Raw genomic sequence first — 19,869 nt, forward strand, 5'->3', positions numbered from 1 at the left:
AGGTTCGGGCCACATATCAGGTCCCTTGCTCCACAAATCAAGCGCTGCGCCGGTGGAGAGGCTCGGTTTCCTCAGACTTGAACACGTCGAGAAGGGTGCGGCTGATGGTGGCCTGTCGTCCCGCATGGGTGATCTTGGTGCCCGTCAGGTCCGTCACGTAGAACACGTCCACGGCCTTTTCGCCGAAAGTGACGATATGGGCCGACGCGATGTTGAGGTTGAGCTTCCCCAGGGCCGTGGTGAGATCGTAGAGCAAGCCCGGCCGGTCGAGGCCCGAGATCTCGATCACCGTCTGACGGTTCGACAGGGAATTGTCGATGCTCACCTCCGGCGGCACGTGGAAGGCCTTGGAGCGCTCCTTGGCCGGGCGCTTGCCGTCCACGAGATCGGCGATCTTCACCTCCCCCTTCAAGGCCCGCTCGATGGCCTTGGCGACCCGCTCGGCCCGGCGCAGCTCGTCCTCGTCCCGGTCGAAGGCGCGGGAGAGCACGATGGTGTCGAGCGCGATTCCGTCCGTGGTGGTGAAGATCTGCGCATCGACGATGTTGCCGCCGGACGCCGCGCAGGCGCCGGTGACGATGGCGAGGAGGCGCGGATGGTCGGGCGAGAGGATGGTGAGCTCGGTCACGCCGCGAAACTGATCCGTCTCGTAGGCCGTGGTGACCGTGCGCCCAGCCTTGTCGGATTCCCGCAGGAGCCTTGCCTGCTTGGCGCGCCGGGTTTCGTCGGTCTTCAGCCAGTAGCCCGGTGTGTGGCGCGAAGCGTATGTCTCGAATTCGGCGTCCGACCAGTCGGGCAGCTCGACGCGCAGCTGCTCCTGCACCAGGCGCACCCGCTCGGAGCGGGCCAGATCCACCGCGCCGCCGCCGAGGATCACTTCCGTTTCCTGGTAGAGATTGCGCAGGAGCTGGCCCTTCCAGCCGGTCCAGGTGCCAGGGCCGACGGCCTTGATATCGGCGATGGTGAGCACGAGCAGGAGCTTCAAGCGCTCCATGGTCTGCACGACCTCGGCGAAGCTCTTGATGGTGGCGGGATCCGAGAGATCGCGGCTCTGGGCCGTGTTCGACATCAGAAGATGATGCTCGACCAGCCACGCCACCGTGTCGGTCTCAGCCTCGGTGAGTCCGAAGCGCGGTCCGAGCTTGCGGGCGATCACGGCACCCGCTTCCGAATGATCCTCCGGCCGGCCCTTGGCGATGTCGTGCAGGAACATCGCCACGTAGAGCGCACGGCGGTTGCGGATGGTGGGAAAGATCTGGTTCGCCAGCGGATGCTCGCTGCCGAGCTGGCCCGCCTCGATCTCGGTGAGCACGCCGACCGAGCGGATCAGGTGCTCGTCCACCGTATAATGGTGATACATGTTGAACTGCATCATCGCGACAATGCGGCCGAAATCCGGAATGAAACGCCCGAGCACACCGGTCTCGTTCATGCGCCGCAGCACCACCTCCGGCGCGTTCTTGGATGAAAGAATCTCCAGAAAGAGCTTGTTGGCCTCCGGATCGTTGCGCACGTTGTGTCCCAAGAGCTTGAGCGAGCGGGCGGCCCGTCGCGTCGCATCGGGATGAATGGCGAGGTTGCGCCGGTCGGCGAGCCAGAACAGGCGGATCAGGTTGACCGGATCGCGTTCGAAAGCCTCCTCGTTTTCGACGTTGAGGCGGTTGTTGTCGATGATGAAGCCCTCGCTCACGAGCGCGCCGCCGCTGCGGCGGCGGAAGCGGCCGAACATCCGGTCGAGCATGGGGCGGCGCTTCGTCTGGCGCGCCTCGAGTTCGGCACAGACGATCGCGGTGAGATCGCCCACATCCTTGGCGATGAGAAAATAGGCTTTCATGAAGCGCTCGACGGCCGACAATCCGCCTCTCGGAGCAAAGCCGAGGCGCTCGGCAATGGTGCGCTGCAGGTCGAAGGTCAGGCGCTCTTCCGCGCGGCCGGTGACGAAATGCAGGTGGCAGCGCACGCGCCACAGGAACTCCTCGCAGCGCGAGAAGAGATTGAACTCCGCCTGCGTGAAGAGCCCGGCCTTGACCAGTTCCCTGGGCTCCTTCACCCGGTAGACGTATTTCGCGATCCAGAAGAGCGTATTGAGATCGCGCAAGCCCCCTTGCCGTCCTTCACGTTCGGCTCGACGAGGTAGCGGGATGCGCCGGCCTTGGCGACGCGGCCATCGCGTTCCTTGAGCTTGGCGTCCACGAACTCCGCCGCCGTGGTCGCGACGATCTCCTGGTCGAAGCGCTTCTCCAGATTATCGAAGAGCTCCCGGTCGCCGAAGAGGAAGCGGGCCTCGAGCAGGGAGGTCCGGATGGTCATGTCCGCATGTGCCTCGCGCAGGCATTCCTCGACCGAGCGGGTCGCGTGCCCGACCTTCAGCTTCAGGTCCCAGAGGACGTAGAGTATCGCTTCGACGACGCTCTCGCCCCAGGCCGTCTGCTTGTAGGGCAGCAGGAACAGGAGATCGACATCGGAGCCTGGCGCCAGAGTTCCGCGCCCATAGCCTCCAGTCGCCACGACGGCCAAGCGCTCGCCGGCCGAAGGATTGGCCGCCGGATAGAGATGCTGAACCACGGCGTCGTGGACGATATGGACCAGTTCGTCCATCCGCTCGCAAAGATAGCGGGCGCAGACGAGCCCGTTTTGGCTGTCCTGGAGCTTCTCCTGGGCCTCCTGATGGCCCCGGTCGAGCAGCTTCTTCAACTCGGGGACTAGCTTGGCGCGCAGATCCGCCGCATCGCGGATCGGCTGACTGCCGAGGCTTTCGAGGACGCTCTTGGGGCTATGGATGGTCATGGAACAACCGCGCACGAGGAACCGTTTGACTTATCACTTGATCGGGCCTCCGCCCAAGGGTGGACTGGCATTATCCGTCGAAACCGATAGTGTGTTCTTTATAAGAGATACTGTTTGACATAAAAAACGTAGAGTTCTATAAACCGGACACGCGCCGATTTGAGCATGCAGCTTGCGGGCGCGAAACAAGTGCAGCTAAAGCGCCGGGCGCGCGAAGACCTGACGGTCCAGCTCCCATGCGCACAACATGGGACTGAACGCAATGAGCCTGACCCGCCGTCTCCTGATCGCCGCCTCCCTCGCCACAGGCCTTGCCTCCTTTGCGACTGTCGCGTCCGCGCAGGTGAAGGAAATCCGTATCGATTACGCCACCTACAACCCGGTCAGCCTGGTCCTGAAGGACAAAGGCTTCCTCGAGAAGGAACTGGAGAAGGACGGCATCAGCGTGCGCTGGGTGCAGTCGCTCGGCTCCAACAAGGCGCTCGAATTCCTCAATGCCGGCTCGATCGATTTCGGCTCCACCGCCGGCGCCGCCGCCCTGATCGGCAAGATCAACGGCAACCCGATCAAGTCGATCTATGTCTATTCCCGCCCCGAATGGACGGCGCTCGTCACCCGCAAGGATACGGGCATCACGAAGGTCGAGGACCTGAAGGGCAAGCGCGTCGCCGTGACCCGCGGCACCGATCCGCACATCTTCCTGGTTCGCGCCCTGCAGGAAGCCAAGCTCACCGAGAAGGACGTGAAGCTCGTTCTCCTGCAGCATCCGGACGGCCGCACCGCTCTCGAGCGCGGCGACGTGGATGCCTGGGCCGGCCTCGATCCGCTGATGGCAGCGGCCGAAGTTGAAAGCGGCGCACAGCTCTTCTACCGCAATGCGGGCGCCAACACCTGGGGCGTGCTGAACGTCTCCGAGTCGTTTGCCAAGGACAACCCGGCTCTCGTGCAGCGCGTGCTCAAGGCCTATGAGGAAGCCCGCAAGTACTCGCTCGCCAACCCGGCCGAGCTGAAGAAGACGCTCGTCACCTACACGAAGCTCGCCGAGCCGGTGATCGAGCGCCAGCTCGAGCGCACGGAGCTGAGCCATTCCAACATCGGCCAGCCGCAGGTCGACACGATCCTCGCCGCGGGCCTCGCCCTGCAGCAGGCCGGCGTCATCACCCCTGAAACCAATGTGCGCGCCGCCGTCGATTCCCTCATCGACCGCCGTTTCGCCACCGCATCGCGCTGATGTCTTCATCACGGGAGAGCGCCGTGACAGGCCAAGCCACAAGCAACGCCTGGTCCTCCCATGAGGGTGCCGCCGCTCTCGCGGCCCCTGCCTTGACCGAGAAGCGACGCGCCTTCGACTGGCGCATCCTTCTCGGCTTTTTTTTACCCATCGCCATCGCTCTTCTCTGGGAATCCGTCGTCGCGCTCGGCCTCGCGCAGGGACGCCTCGTTCCGCCGCCGAGCCGCATCATCGCGACGCTCTGGGGCCTGGCTCAGACCGGCGAATTGTGGACACACACCTGGATGACGCTCTGGCGCGTCCTCGTGGGCTTCGTAATCGGCGCGGTTGCCGGCATCGTGCTGGGTGCGCTCTCCGGCTCCAGCAAGACCATCCGCCAATTGCTCGATCCGACCCTGCAGGCTCTTCGTGCGATTCCCTCCATCGCCTGGGTGCCACTGTTCATTCTGTGGCTCGGCATCTTCGAAGCATCCAAGGTGGCACTGATCGCCGTCGGCGTGTTCTTTCCGGTCTATCTCGGCATCGCGGGCGCGATCCTCTCCGTCGACCGCAAGCTCGTGGAGGTCGGCCACGTGTTCCGTCTCTCGCGGGTTCAACTGGCCCGCCGCATCCTGCTGCCCGCCGTTCTGCCGGAGGCCGTGATCGCGCTGCGTTCGGGCCTCGGCCTCGGCTTCATGTTCGTTGTCGCTGCGGAATTCATGGGTGCATCCGAGGGCCTCGGTTATCTGCTCGTCGATGGGCAGCAGATGGGCAAGCCCGACCAGATCCTCGCCGCGATCATCGCCTTCGCGCTGCTCGGCAAGATCGCCGACAGCCTGCTCGTTGCAGGCACCAAGCCGCTCGTGCGCTGGCAGGACACCGTGCGGGAGAGGTTGTAATGCTGAATCTCGAACACCTCTCCAAGACCTACGCCGATGGCACACGCGCGCTGTCCGACATCAATCTCACCGTTCATGAAGGCGAGATCGTCTCATTGATCGGCGGCTCGGGCTGCGGCAAGACCACGTTGCTGCGCCTCATCGCCGGTCTCGACCAGGCAAGCGCAGGCCGGATCCGCCTCGACGACGAGGTGCTCTCAGGGCCCCATCCAGACGTCGGCATCGTGTTCCAGGAGCCGCGCCTTCTGCCCTGGCTGTCGGTTTCGGACAACATCGCTTTCGGATTGGACGGCGTAAGTGCAGCGGAGCGCAAGGCCCGCGTCGCACATGCGCTCGACAAGATCGGCCTGATCGAACATGCCGACCGCTGGCCGCGCGACCTGTCGGGCGGCCAGCAGCAGCGCGTCTCCATCGCGCGCGCCTTCGTGACGAATCCGAAGGTTCTGCTCCTCGACGAGCCCTTCTCGGCGCTTGATGCCTTCACCCGCGCGAGCCTGCACGAGCATCTGCTCGGGCTGTGGGAGGAGACGCGCCCGACGGTCGTGCTCGTCACGCACGACGTGCAGGAGGCCGTGACGCTCGCCGACCGGTCCATCGTCATGCAACCGAAGCCGGGCCGGATCTTCGACGAACTGCCGCTGACCCTCTCGCGGCCGCGCGACAAGACGGGCCTTCCCTTCGAGACCTCCGTGCGCCGCGTCTTGACGGCCCTGGACCATTCGCTCAAAGCTCCGCAATTGCAGCCTCAGCGTGAGCGCGACCGCCAGGCCGCCGCGCTGTGGTGGTAGGAACCAAAAGGACTTCATCATGGATGCGACAGCCCTTCGCGCCCTCCAGGCGCCGTTGAAGGATCAATACCGCAACGATCCCGACAAGGCCGTGATCACCCTGAAGGCGCAAGGCACGCTCGATGACCAGCACATTGCGTGCAAGGTCGAGACCGGCCGGGCACTCGCCGTCGCAGGCCTTCACCCGGCCACCGGTGGCTCCGGTGCGGAACTCTGCTCGGGCGACATGCTGCTCGAAGCGCTCGTCGCCTGCGCCGGCGTGACGCTCAAGGCCGTTGCGACCGCGCTCGAAATCGACCTGCGCCACGGTGCGGTGAAGGCGGAAGGCGACCTCGATTTCCGCGGCACGCTCGGCGTCGACAAGACGGCACCCGTGGGCTTCAGGAATATCCGCCTGTCCTTCGAGATCGACACCGATGCGCCGCAAGAGAAGGTCGACCAGCTGCTCAAGCTCACCGAGCGCTACTGCGTGGTGTTCCAGACCCTCAACAACAAGCCCGAGCTGAGCGCCACGCTGACGCGCAAATAGGCCTGTTTGTTTGCTCGATCAGTATGAAATCTACCCGTCATGGCCGGGCTTGTCCCGGCCATCCCGATTGGAAGGGCGCGGCGTTTCAATCCATCGGGATCACCGACACATGGCCGGTGATGACGTGGTGGAATACTGTGGATGAGGGCGAGGATACTGAAATGCCGTCAGTTTCCAGCCACCAGGGTTCGCGGCGCGCCGCTGATCGCGACAGCAGCGCCGCCGCGGATTTCCTGCACGGTCAACGCACGGTCGTTGGTGCCGTCGGGATTGAAGCGGAACACGCCGTCGGCCCCGGCGAAGCCTGCGGGGTTCGTGAGCATGGCGTCGGTAAAGGCCTGTGCGCCCTGCATCCGCGCCAGCGCGGCGGCGAGCGTCACCGCGTCATAGGACAGAGTCGCCAACCTTATCGGATCGACATTGAAGCGTGCGCGATAGCGTTCGGCGAAGGCCGTGAAACCACGCTTGTCGGGTGCCGCGAACCAGCCCCCTTGCAGGATCGGAAGAGCGACGACGCGAGGTTCGTCCCACAGCCCGGTGCCGAGCGGCTTGACCCGCAGCGGATCGAAGCCGGCCATCTGCAGCGCCTGGGCCATGGCCGGCAGGCCGTCGCCATTGTCGGGAAGGAACAGCGCATCGGCCTGCGGCGCGGAACCGCCGATGACGGATGCGATGCGCTGCACGGCTTCTCGAGGCTGTCCCGGCGGATAGTACTCGAGCGCCGCGATGCGGATGCCCTGCTGCGCCGCCGCCTGCTGCAGCCGCGCCCCGGCCACGCGGCCGTACTGGGTCTCCGGGATCAACGCGGCGACGGAGCGGCGTCCTTGGGTGGCGGCGAACGAGACGATGCGGTCCACCTCCTCCTGCACGAGGAAGCTCAGGAGGTAAACGCCCTGACTGGCGACGCTCGCATCCGTCGAGAAGCCGATGACCGGCTTGCCCCTCTGGCGCGCCACCTGTCCGGCCGCCTGAACGGAGCCCGCGAAGAGCGGGCCGATGATGAGTTCGGCTCCTTCCGCCAGCGCCTGCTGGGCCGCAGCCTGCGCGCCCTCCGGGGTGCCGTTATCGTCCTTCACGAGAAGGGTGAGATCCGAGTTCTGGAATTCGCCGAGGGCCAGTTCCGCCGCGTTGCGCATGCCCTGCGCCACCACGGCCCCCTGCCCCGCTCCGGTCATGGGCAGGATCAGGGCGACCCTGACGGGACCGTTGCCGATGGTGGTTCCGGCCATGGCCGGCCCGAGCGGAGCATCCTGCATCGGAGCGCCGGGTGGCGTCACGCCGGCCGCATACGCAGGCTCGACGGGAGCGGGTTGAGGCCGGCTCGCCTTTCGCGGCGGCGCCAGGCTGCCGGAGCCGACGCAGCCGGACAAAACCAGCGCCCCGGCAGTGACAAAAACCCACGCGGCCCGGCCTGCAAGGCCTCCGGCTGTACCATGCGACGCCTGCGCCATCTCCACCCCCTTTTGGAAACAGCTATCCGTTCATGGACAGAAGCGTGACAGCAAAAGGTAAACATTGTTTCCAATGCAGGATGATGGTCTCAACAACCCCGCTTCCGCGGCGCCGCCCCTCATGCGACAGTGACGAACGATGAGTCAGAGAATCGATAACCGGACCAAACGGCGCGAGCCGAACGAGCGGATCGCCACCTTCACCGCCTTCGGCCTCGCCGCCGAGGCGAAGCCCCTGTCACCCGGCCTCTATGTGGTCGCGACCCCCATCGGCAATTTGCAGGACGTGTCCTTCCGTGCGCTGAACGTGCTTGCCGCCGCGGACGCGATCCTCGCCGAGGACACGCGGGTGACGAAGACCCTGCTCGCCCATTACGGCATCACGACGCCGCTCGTGGCCTATCACGAGCATTCCAACGATGCCGTACGCGAGCGCATGGTCCACCGGATCCGCGAAGGCCAGGCGCTTGCCCTCGTGTCGGATGCCGGCACGCCGCTGGTGTCGGATCCGGGCTACAAGCTCGTGCAGGCGGCGATCGAGGAAGGATTGCCGGTCACCCCCATTCCCGGCCCCTCGGCCGTGCTCACCGCGCTCGTCGCATCGGGCCTGCCCACCGACCGATTCTTCTTCGAGGGCTTCCTGCCGTCGAAGAGCGCTGCGCGCCGCACGAGGCTCGCCGAAATCGGCACGATTCCCGGCACGCTCATGCTCTTCGAGGGGCCGCATCGCCTGCCCGAGATGCTCGCCGATGCCGCCGCGGTGCTGGGCGAGCGGCAGGCCGTGGTGGCGCGCGAACTCACGAAGATGTTCGAGACGATCCGGCGCGGCACCCTGCCGGAGCTGGCGCAGCAATTCGCCGAGGAAGGGCCGCCCAAGGGCGAGATCGTGGTGCTGATCGGCGAGGCGACGAAAGCCATGCACGCGGCGGAAGCCGATGCGGCGCTCGACGGCAAGCTCGAAGCGGCGCTCAAGAACCACTCGATCAAGGACGCCGCGGCGCTTGTCGCGGCGGAGCTCGACGTGCCCAAGCGCGAAGTCTATGCCCGCGCGCTGACGCTCGCGAAGAAGGGCGAATGACGAGCGCGCTCGAACGCCGCCGCGCGACTTTTCTGCGCGGCCATCGTGCCGAATGGATCGCGCTGCTGTTCCTCGTGATGAAAGGCTACCGCCCGCTCGCGCGCCGCTATGCGGCATCGGGCGGCGAGATCGACCTGATCGTTGTCCGCGGCGACACTATCGCGTTCGTCGAGGTCAAGGCGCGCGGCCTGATGGACGATGCGTTGTCCGCCATCACCGCCCGCAAGCGCCAGCGCTTCTCGCGCGCGGTTCGCACGTGGCTCACGCGCAATGCGTGGGCTCAAGGAAAGACATGGCGCGCGGATGCGGTGTTCATCGCGCCCAAGCGATGGCCACGTCACATCGTGTCCGCGTTCGAGCTGGAGATATCCTAAGCCGCCATCCGGTGCCGGTCCGCAACCGCCTCGCGGATATGTCGCGCCAATTCCTGCACCACGTGATTGCCGCCGTCGCGCGGCAGGTAGAGATTGACCATGAAGGGCGGGAGCGCGGGCAATCCGGACTCGGGCCCCAGCACGTCAAAACCGCTCGGCACGGTCGAGGCCATCCAGGCCATGACGGCGATGTCGGCGGCTACGGTCGCCACCTGCGCCGACGTGTTCGTCACCTCCGAGACCGAACGCCATTCGATGCCGGCCTTCTGCAGCACCTCGCGGATCGGCGCCCGGAAGGCGCAGTCGGAGCAGCCGATGGAGACAGGCAAAGGGCGCTGGCGCACCGCATCGCCGCCGCGCGCGCCCACCCATACCAGACGATCCATGACGAGGTTCTCGCCGTCGGGATCGCAGCTCATCTCGGTGGCGAGCACCACATCGACCTTGCCGCCATAGAGCTTCGAGCGAAGGGACACGCTGGAGCCGCTGTTGAGCGAGATCCGCACACGGGGATAGCGGCGCGCGAAATCCTTCAGGAAGGTCGGCAGATAGGTGGTGACGATGTCGCTTGGAATGCCGAGCCTTACCTCGCCTTCGAATTCCGGCGTCGTCATCTCGGTCCAGATTTCGTCATTGAGGGCCAGCATGCGCTTCGCCCGCCCGAACAGGCGCTCGCCGGCCGTCGTGAGCTTCATGGCGCGCCGATCGCGGGTGATGAGCTCCTCGCCGAGCGTCTCTTCCAGGCGCTTGATCTGCTGGCTCACCGCGGCCTGAGTCAAGTTGAGGACTCCAGTGGCGGCAGTCATGCCGCCGGCATCCACCACCGCCACAAAAGCTCTGAGCAGGCTCACATCGAGATTCCGGGCCATTGCCGACCTCAATAACAGTTCCTTATCTTCAATATAATGAACATTCGTTTTCTTTATGCAAGGGGCGAGTGCATCATCTCTTCATCGAACTTGAGGAGACGGTCATGTCAGCACTTTCCACCACCTGCGATTGGACCTCGGAACAGCAGGCCTCCAAGTCCTCGCGCATCAAGAGCCTCTTCGCATCCCTCCTGCACGAAATCGAGATCCGCCGCGCCCTGCGCGAGGTCAGCACGCTCGACGAGGCGATGCTGCACGATATCGGCCTCACCCCTGGAAATGCCGAGGACACCATCCGGTGCGGCCGGCATTAAGCCCCTTCTTTCGGCGCAAACACCGTCACGGCCGCGGGCCGGATCGAGAAATGGGCGGGCGTCTGGGTTACGATTTCGCCATCCGCATTGACGGGCTTCGGCTTGCGGGTGCGGATGTCGAATTCCTTGGCCTGGACCGCCCGCACCTCTTCCCAGGCCCCATGCTGCCCGTAGCGGAATGACCGCGCCATGAGGGCGAGTTTCCAAGCCCGGTCCAGTTCCAGGCTGTAGAGATCGAGATGCTGGTCGTCGATGGTCGCATCCTTTTCCACCGCATTCCCGCCGCCATAGAAGCGTCCATTGCCGACCGCGATCTGCAGCGTCTTCACACGCGCGGATTCCTTCTCGCTGTAGATGGTGGCCCGAAAAGGCTTGGCCTGCGCCAGAACCTTCAGGGCCACCAGCGCATAACCCAGGCGTCCCCACCGGCGCTTGATGTCCCGCGTCAGCTTCTGCGCCAGCTCCGCCGACAGTCCAATGCTTGCCACGTTGAAGAACGGCTCGTTGTTGACGATCCCGAGATCGATCCTGCGAGTGAGGCCATCGGCAATGACCTGAGCAGCACCATCGAGATCGAAGGGAATGCCGAGGGTCCGCGCCAGATCGTTGGCCGTGCCCATCGGTAGAATGCCCAAGGGCAGCCCGGCCTCGATGACTCCGAATGCCGCCGCGTTCAGGGTGCCGTCGCCCCCGCCGACGATGGCGCAATCCACGTCCTTGGCATGCTTGACGATGAGCGGGGACAGGTCCTCCCGGCGGCCGCATTCCAGATGAATGGGCTCGATGCCATGATCCTTCAGGCGCTCCATGGCGATGTCACACTGGGCGGCACCGCTGCGGCTCTTGGCATTGACAATCAGAAGGGCGCGGCGGGGCATGGACTATCACATGGATAAGCTTGACGGGATCTGCAAGGGGCCCGGCTTAAGCGGGGCCGTTGGATAACCCCCTCCCCTGATTTCGTTCACGACACCGACGATGAAGAGTTGCCATCCTTCATTTTAAGGCCAATAACCCTGCTTCCCAAGGAGGCTTGACGCATGACCCTCACCGTTGCGTTCCAGATGGATCACATCCGCAGCATCAAGATCGCAGGCGATACGGGTTTTGCGTTGCTGCTCGAAGCCCAACGGCGCGGGCATCGGGTCCTGCACTACACCCCCGACCGCCTTTCCCTGCGCGACGGCGCGGTGGTCGCAATGGCGGAAACCATCGAAGCGCGCGACGTGGAAGGCGACCATTTCACGCTGGGTGAGCCCGAGCGGGTCGATCTGTCGACCGTCGATGCGGTGCTCATGCGCCAGGATCCGCCCTTCGACTTGGCCTACATCACCGCCACTCATTTCCTCGAGCGCATCCATCCGAAGACGCTCGTGGTCAACGATCCGACCCATGTGCGCAATGCGCCGGAAAAGATCTTCGTCACGCATTTTCCGCACCTGATGCCGCCGACACTCATCTCCCGCGACAAGCAGGAGATCGAGGAGTTCCGTCGCGAGCATGGCGACGTGGTGATGAAGCCGCTCTATGGCCATGGCGGCGCGAGCGTGTTCAAGGTCGGCCGTGAGGATCCGAATTTCGGCTCGCTATACGACCTGTTCTCCAACCTGTTCCGCGAGCCATGGGTGATCCAGCGCTTCCTGCCGAAGATCACGGAAGGCGACAAGCGCATCATCCTCATCGACGGCGAGGCGGCGGGCGCGATCAACCGTGTCCCGGCGGCGAACGACATCCGCTCCAACATGGTGCGCGGCGGCGCGGCGAAGCCCACGGATCTGACGCCGCGCGAGCGCGAGATCTGTGAAACCATCGGTCCTGATCTCAAGCGCATGGGCCTCATCCTCGTCGGCATCGACGTGATCGACGGCAACCTCACTGAGATCAACGTGACCGCCCCCACGGGCATCCGCGCCATCAAGCGCCTCGGCGGGCCGGATCTCGCCGTGACGGTGTGGGATGTGATCGAGTCGAAGGTGAAGCGCTAGGGCATCGGACCCAAACATGGATTTGCACCTTTGGGATCCATCCGATGTTTCATCTTTGATGAGCGCATCGTTGAAAACGGATAACCGAATCCATTTTATCCGCGCGATGCGCTGAGTCAGACCGGCCTGCGCGCCAAGGCGAGAAGCGCTCCAAGACCACACATGACCACTCCGGATGCCTCGCGAACCCGCCGGATGACAAGGGGTCTTTGTGCCAGGCTGTCCCGGGCTCGAGAGGCCATAACAGCCGTGAGGCCAGCGGCAAGCGTGTTCAAGGCGATTGAGACAAGCCCCAGTGCAACGAATTGAACAGCGACGCCGCCCTGATCCGGGCTGACGAATTGCGGGATGAAGGCCAGGAAGAAGGCGGCTGTCTTGGGATTCAGGGCCTCGACCAGAACACCGTCGCGGAAGGCTCGCCACGGTCCCGATGCTGAGACACCTGCCAGCGTCTCAACCTTCGCTTCTCGGATCGTCTTGAAGCCAAGCCAGACCAGATAAGCGGCGCCGACCAGCTTCAGCAACGTGAACGCCTCGGCGCTTGCCATCATCAGAGCCGAAACCCCGAAGGCCCCGGCAAGCACATGAACGCAGCCCCCCAGTCCGGTGCCGCAGCAGGAGGCGATCCCTTCAGCACGCCCGCCCGCAAGTGTCCGAGCGGTCACATAGAAAAGTCCCGGGCCCGGCGTGACTGCGATGAGCAAAGCCGCGGCAAAGAAGAAGACGAAGCTCCCGGATGACAACATAGTCGGCTCCCGACCGGCCGCGTCGACGAGCCGTCCAGGGCATGACGCTCAGCCTAAGCCGCCAGTTCCGCGATCACCGCGTTCAGCACCGGAAAGCCCTTCGGCGTCACCGCGAGACGTGTTCCATCCACCTGGATCAGGCCTTCCCCCTCCAGGTTGCGCAAGCGCCTCGGGTTCAGCGTCCGACCGGTAAACGCCTCGAACCGGCGCGGATCGACGCCTTCCTTCAGGCGCAGACCCATGAGCAGGAATTCGTCGCCCTCGGCCTCGGAGGTCAGCACCTCCTCGTCGACGACGCCATGGCCTTCACGCTCCACGAGCCCCAGCCAGGTTTCCGGGTGCTTCTCCGTCGCGGTGGCGAGCCGCGCATTGCCGGTCACGAGCCGTCCATGGGCGCCGGGGCCGATGCCGGCATATTCGCCGTAGCGCCAATAGAGCAGGTTATGGCGGGATTCAGCGCCGGGCTTGGCGTGGTTCGAGATCTCGTAGGCCGGAAGGCCGTGCTTCTCGCACACCTCCTGTGTGATGTCGTAAAGCGCGCGGCCGGTCTCCTCGTCCGGCACGGTGATCTTGCCGGCATCGTAGAGACGCTGGAACCAGGTGCCGGGCTCGATGGTGAGCTGGTAGAGCGAGAGGTGCTCGACCGCATGGGAGATCGCCTGCTCCAGCTCCGCGCCCCAGGCCTGCGGCGTCTGGCCCGAGCGGGCATAGATCAGGTCGAAGGAATAGCGCTCGAAGATGGAGGCCGCGATCCTCACCGCCCCCAGGGCTTCGTCGACCGAATGCATGCGCCCCAGGCGCTTGAGATCGGGATCGTTGAGCGCCTGGACGCCGAGCGAGACCCGGTTGATGCCAGCCCCGCGGTAACCGCGGAAGCGCTCGGCCTCGACGCTGGTGGGGTTGGCCTCCAGCGTCACCTCCGCCTTGGGATCGATGGCCCAGGCGCCGCCGATGGCGTCGAGGATCGCGCCCACGGTTTCCGGCTTCATGAGCGAGGGCGTGCCGCCGCCGAAGAAGATGCTCGTGACCGTCCGTCCCGGGATGCGCGAAGTCGTATGGGCGATCTCACGCCGGAAGGCCGCGAGAAACCGCTCCTGATCCACCGGCTGGTGGCGGACATGGCTGTTGAAGTCGCAATAGGGGCATTTGGAAGCGCAGAAGGGCCAATGGACATAGACGCCAAAGCCCACATCGCGCGTCGGATGATCGATCATGGGGCGTATATGGCAGTTCACGGGCTCCGCGTCACGGGTACTGGTGTCGCGATCTGAACACGCTGTCATCCCGGGGCTGGGCGGCATCATCCGGAATCGTGGCACGACAGCCCTCATCATGGCCGGGCCTGTCCCGGCCATCGCGATGCGAAAAGGCTCGGCGCTTCAAATAATCGAGATCACGGGCACAAGGCCGGTGATGACGAGTCTTGGACAACATTAACGAAGGACTTCTCTGAACCTCATCGCTCACAAGGTTGTTCACTCTTATAGAGCCTTCGGTCCTGGCTTCCGCCGCGGCGGGGTCTTAAGATCGGCAGGCAGACAACAGGAACCCATCATGCGGCATTGGCGCGGCCCATTCGACCGGCAGGGCTACCACCACGGCAATCTGAAGGAGGCACTGATCGAGGCGGCGCAACGCTTCATTGCCGAGCGGGGAATCGGCGGGTTCACGCTGGCCGACGCGGCCAAGCTCGTGGGCGTGACGCCCGCGGCGCTCTATCGCCATTTCCGGGGCCGGGACGCGCTCGTGGCCGAGGTCGCCTTCCGCGGCTACGATGAGTTGGCGAAACGGCTCGGACGGGCGCTGCAGAGCGAGGGCACGGCGCTGGAGCGCTTCACTCGCATGGGCGAGGCCTATCTGGCCTTCGCCGAGCAGGAACCGGGCTTCTACACGGCCATGTTCTCGGCTAGGCCCAGCGAGGGCAAGACTTGCGGCCCATTCTGGACCAAGGAGATCAAGAACGGCGGCAAGCCCGTGGGCAACGCCTTCGACTTCCTGGTCCAGGCGCTGTCAGAGACGTTTCCCGACGGCTTCGAGAGCGTCGATGTGCGCTTCATCGCCATCGAGGTCTGGGCCCTGTCCCACGGCATCGCGACTCTGGACGCCGCAGGTCAGCTGCCGAAGGGCCCGGGCCTGCCGGATAAGTACGAGTTGCTGCGCGCCGGCGTGCTCGCCCTTGTCCATGGCGCCTTGAAAGGCCGCGCCGGCAATTCTGGAAAATAACGACGAAACCTCTCTTGAAAGCGCCAAAATCGATCCGCATGTTAATGTTGTTAGCATTAACATAGGGACCTCCAATGTCTGACTCTGCCTCTGCCGCCTGGAACGCGGGCCCGCATGCGGGCCCCTGGAACAACGGCGCTCATCGCCGCTGCGGGCGTAAGCCCGGACGCGGTTTGGAGATCATCGGCATCATTCTGGGCTTTATCTTCGTCTGGCCGCTCGCGCTGGCCTATCTGGTGTGGAAAATGTGTGGATATCCGAAATACGACGAGGCCAAGGCCTTCTTCCGCGACACCTTCGGTCGGGCCAAGGATGACTTCTTCGCCTCGCGTGGCCCTGCCGGGTTCGGCTTCGCCAGCACAGGCAACGCGGCGTTCGACGACTACCGCCGTAGCGAGCTCGAGCGCCTCGAGGAAGAGCGCCGCAAGCTCGACGAGGAAGCGCGCGACTTCCGGAACTTCGTCGAGGAGCTGAAGCGGGCCAAGGACCGCGAGGAGTTCGACGCCTACATGGCCAAGCGCCGCGGCAACGGCACGACGAACGTCTGAACCGAATTATCCAAGTCAGTGGAGCGCCCTTCGGGGCGCTCTTTCTTTTGAACAGCTTTTTTCGTCAAGGCCGGGCTCGTCCCGGTCATCTCGGCCGGAGGAGCGCGGCGCTTCAGGCATTCGGGATCACTGGCACAAGGCCGGTGATGACGTCGAAGGCGTCAGGCCCGGTGCAGGCACCCGGCGGCCAGCTTCACGAAGGCGCGGGCCCGGTGGGACAGGCCGGAAGGTTCCGGCTTCGACCAGTCGATGCCGTGCTTCTCCTGCGAGGAGATCTCCCCGAACGTCTCGGTGAAGCCGTCCGGCTGGAACATGGGGTCGTAGCCGAAACCCTTGTCGCCGCGCGGTGGCCACACGACCTCGCCGAAGACGCGTCCCTCGAACAGCTCCTCATGCCCGTCGGGCCAGGCGATGACGAGGGCGGAGACGAAATGGGCCCTGCGGTCCGTCGCCTCGCGCTTCAGCAATTCGCGCTCCACCCGCTCCATGGCGGCCTGAAAATCCTTCTTCGGGCCGGCCCAGTCGGCCGTGAACAGGCCCGGCGCGCCATCGAGCGCATGCACGCACAATCCGGAATCGTCGGAGAGCGCCGGCAGGCCGGTGGCCATGGCCGCCGCGTGGGCCTTGATGGCGGCGTTCTCGGCGAACATGTGCCCCGTCTCGTCGGGAACCGGCAGGCCGAGTTCGCCCGCCGACACGGCCTCCACGCCGAAGGGAGCGAGCAGCTCCTGCATCTCGCGCAGCTTGCCTGCGTTGTGGGTCGCGATGACGACCTTGCCGGTCAGGGAACGATGAATGCTCATGCCACGGCCTTCTTCTGCAGGTCCACCAGCTGTGTCACGCCGGCCTTGGCGAGGCGAAGCAGACTCAGGAACTCCTCTTCCGAGAAGGGCTTGCCCTCGGCCGTGCCCTGCACCTCGACGATGCCGCCGGAGCCCGTCATCACGAAATTGGCGTCGGTCTCGGCGGCGGAATCCTCCGCATAATCGAGATCGAGCACCGGCTGGCCCTTGTAGATGCCGCAGGAGATGGCGGCGACGGGCTCGCGCAGCGGATTGATCGAGATGATCGAGCGGTTCTGCATCCAGGTGAAGCATTCGTGCAGCGCCACCCAGGCGCCGGTGATGGAGGCCGTGCGGGTGCCGCCGTCGGCCTGGATCACGTCGCAATCGACGACGATCTGCTTTTCGCCGATGGCCGGCAGGTTGACGACGGCGCGGAGCGAACGGCCGATGAGGCGCTGGATCTCCTGGGTGCGGCCCGAAGGCTTGCCGGAATTGACCTCGCGGCGGGTGCGCTCATGGGTGGCGCGGGGCAGCATGGAATATTCCGCCGTCACCCAGCCCCGGCCGGTGCCGCGCAGCCACGGCGGGCCCTTTTCCTCGAGCGAAGCGGTGCAGATCACCTTCGTGTTGCCGAAGGAGACGAGGCAGGAGCCTTCCGCATACCGCGCGACGCCGCGCTCCAGGGTGACGGGACGCAGTTCGTCGGGGGCGCGGTTGGAAGGACGCATGGCGGGATTCTCCTGAAAGATCTTGCGATTCTCCGCCTGTTTGGAGCGGCGGGGCGGTTTAGGCAAGCGCAAGGCTTGCCGAAGAGGCTTCCGATCCGCACATAATACTGACTTGCAGGGTGGAATTGTGAGAGCGTAGAACCCTTCGGATGCATCCAACCGGTCCCTTCTCCCATCTGTCGGAAACCCGCGCCATCGCGGAGTTGAACGACCGTTCCCGCGAAATCTTCCGCCAGATCGTCGAGAGCTATCTCATGACCGGCGAGCCCGTGGGCTCGCGCCATCTCTCGCGCATCCTGCCGATGACGCTCTCTCCCGCGTCGATCCGCAACGTGATGGCGGATCTGGAGACGGCGGGCCTGATCTTCGCGCCCCATACCAGCGCCGGCCGCCTGCCGACGGAGACGGGCCTGCGCTTCTTCGTCGATGCCATGATGGAGATCGGCGACGTCACCTCCGAGGAGCGCTCGCGCATCGAGGCGCAGATGCGGGCCGCCGCCTCGGGCCATACCCTGGAAACGGCGCTGGCCGAGGCCTCCGCGCTGTTGTCGGGCGTCTCGCGAGGCGCCGGCGTGGTCGTGACGTCCAAGTCCAATGCGCGCCTCAAGCACATCGAATTCGTGCGCCTCGACCCGGCCCGCGCCCTGGTGGTGCTCGTCTCCGCGGACGGCTCCGTGGAAAACCGCCTTCTCGACCTGCCCGCAGGCCTGCCCGCAGGCGCCTTGGTCGAGGCCGGCAATTTCCTCAATGCCCGCATCCAGGGCAAGACTCTCGGCGACATCAAGCGGGAGATCCAGACCCGCCGCGAGGACATGGAGCGGGAGCTCGACGCGCTCACCGCAAGGCTCGTGGAGGCGGGGCTCGCCACCACGGTGGGACCGGCGGATTCCCGTCAGCTCATCGTGCGCGGGCAGGCCAACCTCCTCGACGATCTGAAGGCGGCCGAGGATCTGGAGCGCATCCGCCTGCTCTTCTCGGACCTGGAGACCCAGACCGACGTGATCGACCTCCTGAGTCGGGCCGAGGGCGGCGAAGGGGTGCGCATCTTCATCGGCTCGGAGAACAAGCTCTTTTCGCTCTCCGGCTCCTCGATGATCGCCGCCCCCTTCCGGGACGGCAGCCAGAAGATCGTCGGAGTTCTGGGCGTCATCGGTCCGACCCGACTGAATTACGCCCGTATCGTCCCCATGGTCGACTATACCGCCAAGGTGATCTCGCGCATCCTGGAACAGGGGCGGTAGGGGCACCGATCGACGCCTGTGTGCGGCGGCGCGCTTTGCATCACGTTGCCCCGATACAAGGGAACCATCTTCGTCTGAAGCGTTAAACCTCCTGTCCGCGCAAGCGGCCAATGTTCCTATCGATGCAGGAGGTTCCCTTGAAGACAGCGACGATCATCGCCAGCGCCAGCCTCATGATGCTCGGCACCCTCGGCTTGGCCCAGGCCCAGACCAGCGGCACGCCCGGCTCCCCCTTCCCGAATGCCGCTCCGCACGAAGTCCAGATGATCAACGGCGTTCCCTGCCGCACCATTCTCGACCGCGAGAGCAATCAGCGCGTCCCGGTCCAGTGCGCCAGCTCGGCCGGCATGATCGGCATGGATCCGACGACGACCGGCAGCGTCCTCATGGTTCCGGCGGCCCGAGCCCCCGTGTCCGGAACGCCGGCCTCCGCCTTCCCCACGGCTGCGCCCCATGAGATCCGGGTCATCAACGGGGTTCCTTGCCGTACCGTCCTGGTCCAGGGCACTGACCAGCGCGTTCCGGTCGAGTGCGCTCGTTAATCGTCCCCTTCCTTCGGCACGCGCGGGCTCCCGGTTCCGCGCTTGCCTTCACGTCCCGCGCTCGAATGCGAGGCCCGCTCAGGCAAGAGCACGACGTCTCTAAGGGCCCTCGACCGACAGGTCAGGCGCAAAGAATTTGTACTGGGCATTGATCATGGCCTGAAGCCCGCCCTTGGATCCGTCCGTGTAATACCACTGCCGCAGAGCCGCCGATTGCGAGTAGCGGGACAGATCGACTTCCGCGATGCGGCACAGCATGTCGCTGAGACTGCCGAAGCCGCCCTCCAACGCGATGTCCCCGGCGCTTCGCGGCTGGCCCGTCCTCGGCCCGAATAACGGCAGTGGCGGCGATGGCGGATGCGAGGCAAAATCCCGCCCGACGGCGTCCAGGACGCGAAAGTTCGGGTTCTGTGTCAGCGGGTAGAGCACGGCATCAACTTTTGCAGACGTCTGTGACGGTCACCTTAGACAATGACGCTGCGGAATGAATCGGGAGCGTGCCCGAAATTAAGGAATTGTTAACAGTAAAAGTGGGGGCTGCGGGGCTCGAGCATCGGACCCAGAAGTGGATTTGCACTTTTGGGATCGATGCGTCCTCTTGGATGAGCGCATCGTTGAAAGCAGACAACCGAGGCCACTTTTCGCCGATGCGAACCGCTGGTTCCGCACAATGCTCTATGCCACGCTCCGATCAGTTTTCGGCCGATACAGCGCATAGAGCACGAAAATCCCGGCAAGCAGCGCCCCTGCGAGGGCTGGTGCACGCCAATCG

20 protein-coding genes and 1 pseudogene are annotated in these 19,869 nt (G+C 64.9%); 12 read left to right on the top strand and 9 right to left on the bottom strand.

Going from position 1 to position 19,869, the window contains the following annotated elements; genetic code table 11:
• Positions 1–37 precede the first annotated feature (37 nt).
• Positions 38–2,787 (bottom strand): annotated as a pseudogene (locus tag ACD578_RS17260) ([protein-PII] uridylyltransferase).
• Between the two features lie 262 nt (positions 2,788–3,049).
• On the opposite strand from ACD578_RS17260, the gene ACD578_RS17265 reads away from it, so the two are divergent.
• The 4 genes from ACD578_RS17265 to ACD578_RS17280 are packed head-to-tail and all read left to right on the top strand — an operon-like array spanning position 3,050 to position 6,213.
• A complete protein-coding gene (locus tag ACD578_RS17265; RefSeq protein ID WP_152711042.1) occupies positions 3,050–4,018 on the top strand; it encodes an aliphatic sulfonate ABC transporter substrate-binding protein in 969 nt (322 codons plus the stop codon).
• A 23-nt stretch (positions 4,019–4,041) separates the two neighbouring features.
• Positions 4,042–4,896: an ABC transporter permease gene (locus ACD578_RS17270; RefSeq protein ID WP_404286908.1), complete on the top strand. Its 855-nt coding sequence runs from the start codon at positions 4,042–4,044 to the stop codon at positions 4,894–4,896.
• Entirely contained in the window at positions 4,896–5,684 is a 789-nt protein-coding gene (locus tag ACD578_RS17275; RefSeq protein WP_404286910.1) for an ABC transporter ATP-binding protein, read from the top strand. Before ACD578_RS17270 ends, ACD578_RS17275 begins: the two co-directional genes overlap by 1 nt.
• A 19-nt stretch (positions 5,685–5,703) precedes the next feature.
• On the top strand, positions 5,704–6,213 hold the full coding sequence (locus ACD578_RS17280; RefSeq protein ID WP_404286912.1) for an OsmC family protein: 510 nt from the start codon (positions 5,704–5,706) through the stop codon (positions 6,211–6,213).
• 167 nt (positions 6,214–6,380) lie between these two features.
• Here the strand turns inward: ACD578_RS17280 and ACD578_RS17285 are convergent, their stop codons facing one another.
• Positions 6,381–7,664 carry a penicillin-binding protein activator gene (locus ACD578_RS17285; RefSeq protein WP_404286914.1) on the bottom strand — a complete coding sequence of 428 codons (1,284 nt, stop codon included), beginning with the start codon at positions 7,662–7,664 and terminating at the stop codon, positions 6,381–6,383.
• Positions 7,665–7,803: 139 nt separating this feature from the next.
• Here ACD578_RS17285 and rsmI point away from each other — a divergent pair, with 139 nt between their 5' ends.
• Together rsmI and ACD578_RS17295 are read left to right on the top strand one after the other, a co-directional pair.
• A complete protein-coding gene (gene rsmI, locus ACD578_RS17290) occupies positions 7,804–8,742 on the top strand; it encodes a 16S rRNA (cytidine(1402)-2'-O)-methyltransferase (protein WP_404286916.1) in 939 nt (312 codons plus the stop codon).
• Entirely contained in the window at positions 8,739–9,116 is a 378-nt protein-coding gene (locus ACD578_RS17295; protein WP_404286918.1) for a YraN family protein, read from the top strand. Before rsmI ends, ACD578_RS17295 begins: the two co-directional genes overlap by 4 nt.
• On the opposite strand, the gene ACD578_RS17300 is transcribed toward ACD578_RS17295, so the two are convergent.
• Complete coding sequence (locus ACD578_RS17300) at positions 9,113–9,985, bottom strand: LysR family transcriptional regulator (protein WP_404286920.1); 873 nt, start codon at positions 9,983–9,985, stop codon at positions 9,113–9,115. The genes ACD578_RS17295 and ACD578_RS17300 overlap by 4 nt on opposite strands.
• Before the next feature lie 104 nt (positions 9,986–10,089).
• Here ACD578_RS17300 and ACD578_RS17305 point away from each other — a divergent pair, with 104 nt between their 5' ends.
• Positions 10,090–10,299, top strand: coding sequence for a DUF1127 domain-containing protein (locus ACD578_RS17305; protein WP_404286922.1), 210 nt, complete (start codon positions 10,090–10,092; stop codon positions 10,297–10,299).
• Here ACD578_RS17305 and ACD578_RS17310 read toward each other — a convergent pair.
• Positions 10,296–11,177, bottom strand: coding sequence for a lipid kinase (locus tag ACD578_RS17310; RefSeq protein ID WP_404286924.1), 882 nt, complete (start codon positions 11,175–11,177; stop codon positions 10,296–10,298). The genes ACD578_RS17305 and ACD578_RS17310 overlap by 4 nt on opposite strands.
• A gap of 162 nt (positions 11,178–11,339) precedes the next feature.
• Between ACD578_RS17310 and gshB the strand changes: the two genes are divergently transcribed.
• Entirely contained in the window at positions 11,340–12,284 is a 945-nt protein-coding gene (gene gshB, locus ACD578_RS17315) for a glutathione synthase (protein ID WP_404286926.1), read from the top strand.
• Positions 12,285–12,400: 116 nt separating this feature from the next.
• Here gshB and ACD578_RS17320 read toward each other — a convergent pair whose 3' ends face one another.
• On the bottom strand, positions 12,401–13,030 hold the full coding sequence (locus ACD578_RS17320) for a LysE family translocator (protein ID WP_404286928.1): 630 nt from the start codon (positions 13,028–13,030) through the stop codon (positions 12,401–12,403).
• 53 nt (positions 13,031–13,083) lie between these two features.
• Positions 13,084–14,244, bottom strand: a complete 1,161-nt coding sequence (hemW, locus tag ACD578_RS17325; protein WP_404293915.1) for a radical SAM family heme chaperone HemW — start codon at positions 14,242–14,244, stop codon at positions 13,084–13,086.
• A 340-nt stretch (positions 14,245–14,584) separates the two neighbouring features.
• On the opposite strand from hemW, the gene ACD578_RS17330 reads away from it, so the two are divergent.
• Entirely contained in the window at positions 14,585–15,253 is a 669-nt protein-coding gene (locus ACD578_RS17330; RefSeq protein ID WP_404286930.1) for a TetR/AcrR family transcriptional regulator, read from the top strand.
• 74 nt (positions 15,254–15,327) lie between these two features.
• Positions 15,328–15,801 (top strand): DUF2852 domain-containing protein, encoded by a 474-nt coding sequence (locus tag ACD578_RS17335; RefSeq protein WP_404286932.1) that lies wholly within the window; start codon positions 15,328–15,330, stop codon positions 15,799–15,801.
• A gap of 161 nt (positions 15,802–15,962) precedes the next feature.
• Here the strand turns inward: ACD578_RS17335 and ACD578_RS17340 are convergent, their stop codons facing one another.
• The gene (locus tag ACD578_RS17340) at positions 15,963–16,604 is read right to left on the bottom strand and encodes a non-canonical purine NTP pyrophosphatase (RefSeq protein WP_404286934.1); all 642 of its coding nucleotides are present in this window, start codon (positions 16,602–16,604) and stop codon (positions 15,963–15,965) included.
• Positions 16,601–17,314: a ribonuclease PH gene (gene rph, locus ACD578_RS17345; protein WP_152711017.1), complete on the bottom strand. Its 714-nt coding sequence runs from the start codon at positions 17,312–17,314 to the stop codon at positions 16,601–16,603. Before rph ends, ACD578_RS17340 begins: the two co-directional genes overlap by 4 nt.
• 149 nt (positions 17,315–17,463) lie before the next feature.
• On the opposite strand from rph, the gene hrcA reads away from it, so the two are divergent.
• Positions 17,464–18,555: a heat-inducible transcriptional repressor HrcA gene (hrcA, locus tag ACD578_RS17350; RefSeq protein WP_404286937.1), complete on the top strand. Its 1,092-nt coding sequence runs from the start codon at positions 17,464–17,466 to the stop codon at positions 18,553–18,555.
• 137 nt (positions 18,556–18,692) lie between these two features.
• On the top strand, positions 18,693–19,097 hold the full coding sequence (locus ACD578_RS17355; RefSeq protein WP_404286939.1) for a hypothetical protein: 405 nt from the start codon (positions 18,693–18,695) through the stop codon (positions 19,095–19,097).
• A gap of 99 nt (positions 19,098–19,196) precedes the next feature.
• On the opposite strand, the gene ACD578_RS17360 is transcribed toward ACD578_RS17355, so the two are convergent.
• Positions 19,197–19,526 (bottom strand): hypothetical protein, encoded by a 330-nt coding sequence (locus ACD578_RS17360; protein ID WP_404286941.1) that lies wholly within the window; start codon positions 19,524–19,526, stop codon positions 19,197–19,199.
• Positions 19,527–19,869: the final 343 nt, after the last annotated feature.

The sequence above is a fragment of the Microvirga sp. RSM25 genome (assembly GCF_044784385.1).
Taxonomy (GTDB): domain Bacteria; phylum Pseudomonadota; class Alphaproteobacteria; order Rhizobiales; family Beijerinckiaceae; genus Microvirga; species Microvirga tunisiensis.

Bases quoted from the DNA above. Each gene is read 5' to 3' on its own strand.
- ACD578_RS17265 (WP_152711042.1), top strand. From the start codon at position 3,050: ATGAGCCTGACCCGCCGTCTCCTGATCGCCGCCTCCCTCGCCACAGGC.
- ACD578_RS17275 (WP_404286910.1), top strand. From the start codon at position 4,896: ATGCTGAATCTCGAACACCTCTCCAAGACCTACGCCGATGGCACACGC.
- ACD578_RS17280 (WP_404286912.1), top strand. From the start codon at position 5,704: ATGGATGCGACAGCCCTTCGCGCCCTCCAGGCGCCGTTGAAGGATCAA.
- ACD578_RS17285 (WP_404286914.1), bottom strand. From the start codon at position 7,664: ATGGCGCAGGCGTCGCATGGTACAGCCGGAGGCCTTGCAGGCCGGGCC.
- rsmI (WP_404286916.1), top strand. From the start codon at position 7,804: ATGAGTCAGAGAATCGATAACCGGACCAAACGGCGCGAGCCGAACGAG.
- ACD578_RS17295 (WP_404286918.1), top strand. From the start codon at position 8,739: ATGACGAGCGCGCTCGAACGCCGCCGCGCGACTTTTCTGCGCGGCCAT.
- ACD578_RS17300 (WP_404286920.1), bottom strand. From the start codon at position 9,985: ATGGCCCGGAATCTCGATGTGAGCCTGCTCAGAGCTTTTGTGGCGGTG.
- ACD578_RS17305 (WP_404286922.1), top strand. From the start codon at position 10,090: ATGTCAGCACTTTCCACCACCTGCGATTGGACCTCGGAACAGCAGGCC.
- ACD578_RS17310 (WP_404286924.1), bottom strand. From the start codon at position 11,177: ATGCCCCGCCGCGCCCTTCTGATTGTCAATGCCAAGAGCCGCAGCGGT.
- gshB (WP_404286926.1), top strand. From the start codon at position 11,340: ATGACCCTCACCGTTGCGTTCCAGATGGATCACATCCGCAGCATCAAG.
- ACD578_RS17320 (WP_404286928.1), bottom strand. From the start codon at position 13,030: ATGTTGTCATCCGGGAGCTTCGTCTTCTTCTTTGCCGCGGCTTTGCTC.
- hemW (WP_404293915.1), bottom strand. From the start codon at position 14,244: ATGATCGATCATCCGACGCGCGATGTGGGCTTTGGCGTCTATGTCCAT.
- ACD578_RS17330 (WP_404286930.1), top strand. From the start codon at position 14,585: ATGCGGCATTGGCGCGGCCCATTCGACCGGCAGGGCTACCACCACGGC.
- ACD578_RS17335 (WP_404286932.1), top strand. From the start codon at position 15,328: ATGTCTGACTCTGCCTCTGCCGCCTGGAACGCGGGCCCGCATGCGGGC.
- ACD578_RS17340 (WP_404286934.1), bottom strand. From the start codon at position 16,604: ATGAGCATTCATCGTTCCCTGACCGGCAAGGTCGTCATCGCGACCCAC.
- rph (WP_152711017.1), bottom strand. From the start codon at position 17,314: ATGCGTCCTTCCAACCGCGCCCCCGACGAACTGCGTCCCGTCACCCTG.
- hrcA (WP_404286937.1), top strand. From the start codon at position 17,464: ATGCATCCAACCGGTCCCTTCTCCCATCTGTCGGAAACCCGCGCCATC.